3 protein-coding genes are annotated in these 2690 nt (G+C 59.2%); all 3 read right to left on the bottom strand.

Going from position 1 to position 2690, the window contains the following annotated elements:
• Window positions 1-120: 120 nt before the first annotated feature.
• Window positions 121-426 (bottom strand): LysR family transcriptional regulator, encoded by a 306-nt coding sequence (locus FTV38_RS17060; protein ID WP_001255015.1) that lies wholly within the window; start codon window positions 424-426, stop codon window positions 121-123.
• Between the two features lie 27 nt (window positions 427-453).
• Entirely contained in the window at window positions 454-1668 is a 1215-nt protein-coding gene (gene floR, locus FTV38_RS17065; RefSeq protein WP_000214122.1) for a chloramphenicol/florfenicol efflux MFS transporter FloR, read from the bottom strand.
• Between the two features lie 216 nt (window positions 1669-1884).
• On the bottom strand, window positions 1885-2690 hold an 806-nt coding region (locus FTV38_RS18245; protein ID WP_223411754.1), incomplete at its 5' end, for a DUF3363 domain-containing protein.

Consider the following 2690-nt stretch of genomic DNA (forward strand, 5'->3'; position numbering starts at 1 on the left):
ATGAGGCATGTTCCGCGTCCTTGCAATACTGTGTTTACATACAGTCTATCGCTTAGCGGAAAGTTCTTTTACCCTCAGCCGAAATGCCTGCCGTTGCTAGACATTGCCAGCCAGTGCCCGTCACTCCGCGGTCTTCACTGCGTGATCGAGTTGATCGACACCCGCCGTGACACGCTCCATGAAGTGCCTGCCTGCGTCTGTTAGCCGAACGCCCCGCGCATGGCGCTCAAATAGCAGGACACCAAGGTTATCCTCCAGCGCTTTCACACGCGCGCTGACGCTCGACTGGCTGATACCAAGTGCCTTGGCCGCATGCCGAAAATTCAGATGCTCGGCGACGGCGATGAACTGAACAAGGGAAATGAGCGGTATCCTGCCAGACAGGATACCGACATTCACGAGGTTTCGATGGTTAGTGCGCCGCATCGGAGCGGGCCTGCTACCAGTCGTCGGTTAGACGACTGGCGACTTCTCGGTGGCAGCCCCACGGAGCCGAAGGAGCACCAGCCCCAACGAAACCAGTACCGCCATCGCCGTGGCGTAACAGATCACGGGCCACGCTGTGTCACCGTTTAAAAGTGCCACCGCCAATGTCCCGACAATGCTGACTATCAGGCTTTGAACGCAGAAGTAGAACGCGACCGCTGATCCCGCGATGTCGTCGAACTCTGCCAAAGCGCCGTTCGCGGTAACGGACACCGTGAAGACAATACCGACCGCGACAACCCACATCGGTAGGATGAAGGTGAGGAATGACGGCGAGCCGTAAAGTTCGCCGATCCCCAACAGGACCGCTCCGCAAACAAGCAACGCCATCCCACGCGCCACGCATCCTGCGATGCCCCATCTGGCGACAAAGGACTTCGCGAAACGGGTTGTCACGATCATTACAAGCGCGACAGTGGCGAAGGCAAAGCTGAATCCGATCTCGGAATATTCCGCTTGGCCTATGAGCACACGGGGAGCCGTCGAGAAGAAGACGAAGTAGGTGCCCATACCGGCGCTAAAGCCGACAGTGTAAACCCAAAAAGCCGGACTCGCGAAGATCGGCAAGACAGATCGGCGCGTCTTGACTTGATCCAGAGGGCGGGTTTCGTGCCACCTGAAACCCGCATTTAGGAGTGCGAGCATCGCCAGTATAGCCAAAGTAATGAATATCGCCTGCCATCCCAAGAACTCGCCGATCAATACTCCGGCGATAGGGCCGAGCGCAGGCACGAACGCCAGCATCGAACTGAAAAGGCCGTAGATGACGACACCCTCAGGACGGTTGGCATAAACGTCGCGAACCGTCGCGAACGTCGCCACCAGCATGGCCGACGCGCCCACTGCTTGAAGTAGACGGAAAGCGACAAAGGCCGGTGCAGTTGAAGACCAAGCTGCTCCCAGAGACGCAATGACGAAAGCCGTTGCGCCCGCAAGTAGAATTGGCCGTCGCCCGATTCTGTCTGAGAGCGGACCAAAAATCACCTGGCCCACGCCGAGCATCACCATATAGAGGCTCAACGTGAGTTGGATCATAGCGGGCGTCGTGTTCAGGATGCCGGGCATCGCTGGAACGACAGGGAGATAAATATCCATCGCCAGTGAAGCGAGGATGTCGAAAGGAGCCATCAGCAGCAGTGCTGCCGGCAGCGTATAGGCCCACGCGGGGCGTGTGGTGGTCATGACGAATCAACCCTCGATTAAGGAATACCGGGCGACGTCTGCTCGTCAGCAATCAGATGAGACTAGCCTTACAGAGCGCCGCAACAACAATACTGGTTGTTGCGGCTTACTTGTCTGCTGACTTGGAATTTCCCATCTGATTACTCCACGCTTACGAATATGAATTGCTACATTTTATCCGATTATCTTTTGCTTCGCAATGCGGCATGGGCGCACTCAGCGTTCCAGCCCCCTCTGCCGCCCTAACTGCCACGACACCGACCCGCCCTGCACGATGCCCATAACCTCGCGGCCGAGTTGGCGGTCGATGATCGGCCGCCACGGGACAAGGGTGAACTCATGGGATTTCTCGACCACGGCGAACTTGCCGCTCGATAGATGCACGGTTCCGGTAAACTTGCCGCTGACGCTCTCGCCGTCCGTGGCGGCGCGGAACGGCAGGCCCTTACTCAAAGCCATATCCGATCCGACGCCGGCTACCTCGCGCTCCCGCAGGATGGCGAGAAGGTTGCGCCGGTAGAAGACGCGGCTGTCCCGGCTGCGGGTGGCGTCGCCCTGTTCGATATGGTGCTCGCGGCGCTGGTCCATGGCTTCGCGGACTTGTTGCCCGAAGCCGGTTGGCGCAAGGTCGGCCGTCTCGCCGTGGATCAGCCGCCGGTCCAGCCAGGTCGCGCCGTCCGATCCGATCTGTTTGTTCAGATCGACCGGGGAAAGGACGCGAACGCTGGCCTGACTGTCTCGGCCGGCGTCATGGGCGGCGGCACGGCTGACCAGATCATCGGGGATGCGCCATTGGTCGGCGTCGATCCGCTCGACGATACCGGCCCGGCGTAGCGCCTCCAGCCGGCGCACATGGGCATCGACATAGCCCTCATAGTCGCCGCCTGGAACGCGGCACGTATAGGAAGAATAAACGCCCTTTTCACCCAAGTCCAACAGCTTTGGACCGCAGTTGACTCTTTCGACACCCCTGCGATGCAACCCAATCCGGCTGACGGGGAGCCAGCAACGCTGAAAATTTA

Source organism: Acinetobacter sp. YH16044, from assembly GCF_013417145.1.
Lineage (GTDB): Bacteria > Pseudomonadota > Gammaproteobacteria > Pseudomonadales > Moraxellaceae > Acinetobacter > Acinetobacter amyesii.

Bases quoted from the DNA above. Each gene is read 5' to 3' on its own strand.
- FTV38_RS17060 (WP_001255015.1), bottom strand. From the start codon at position 426: ATGCGGCGCACTAACCATCGAAACCTCGTGAATGTCGGTATCCTGTCT.
- floR (WP_000214122.1), bottom strand. From the start codon at position 1,668: ATGACCACCACACGCCCCGCGTGGGCCTATACGCTGCCGGCAGCACTG.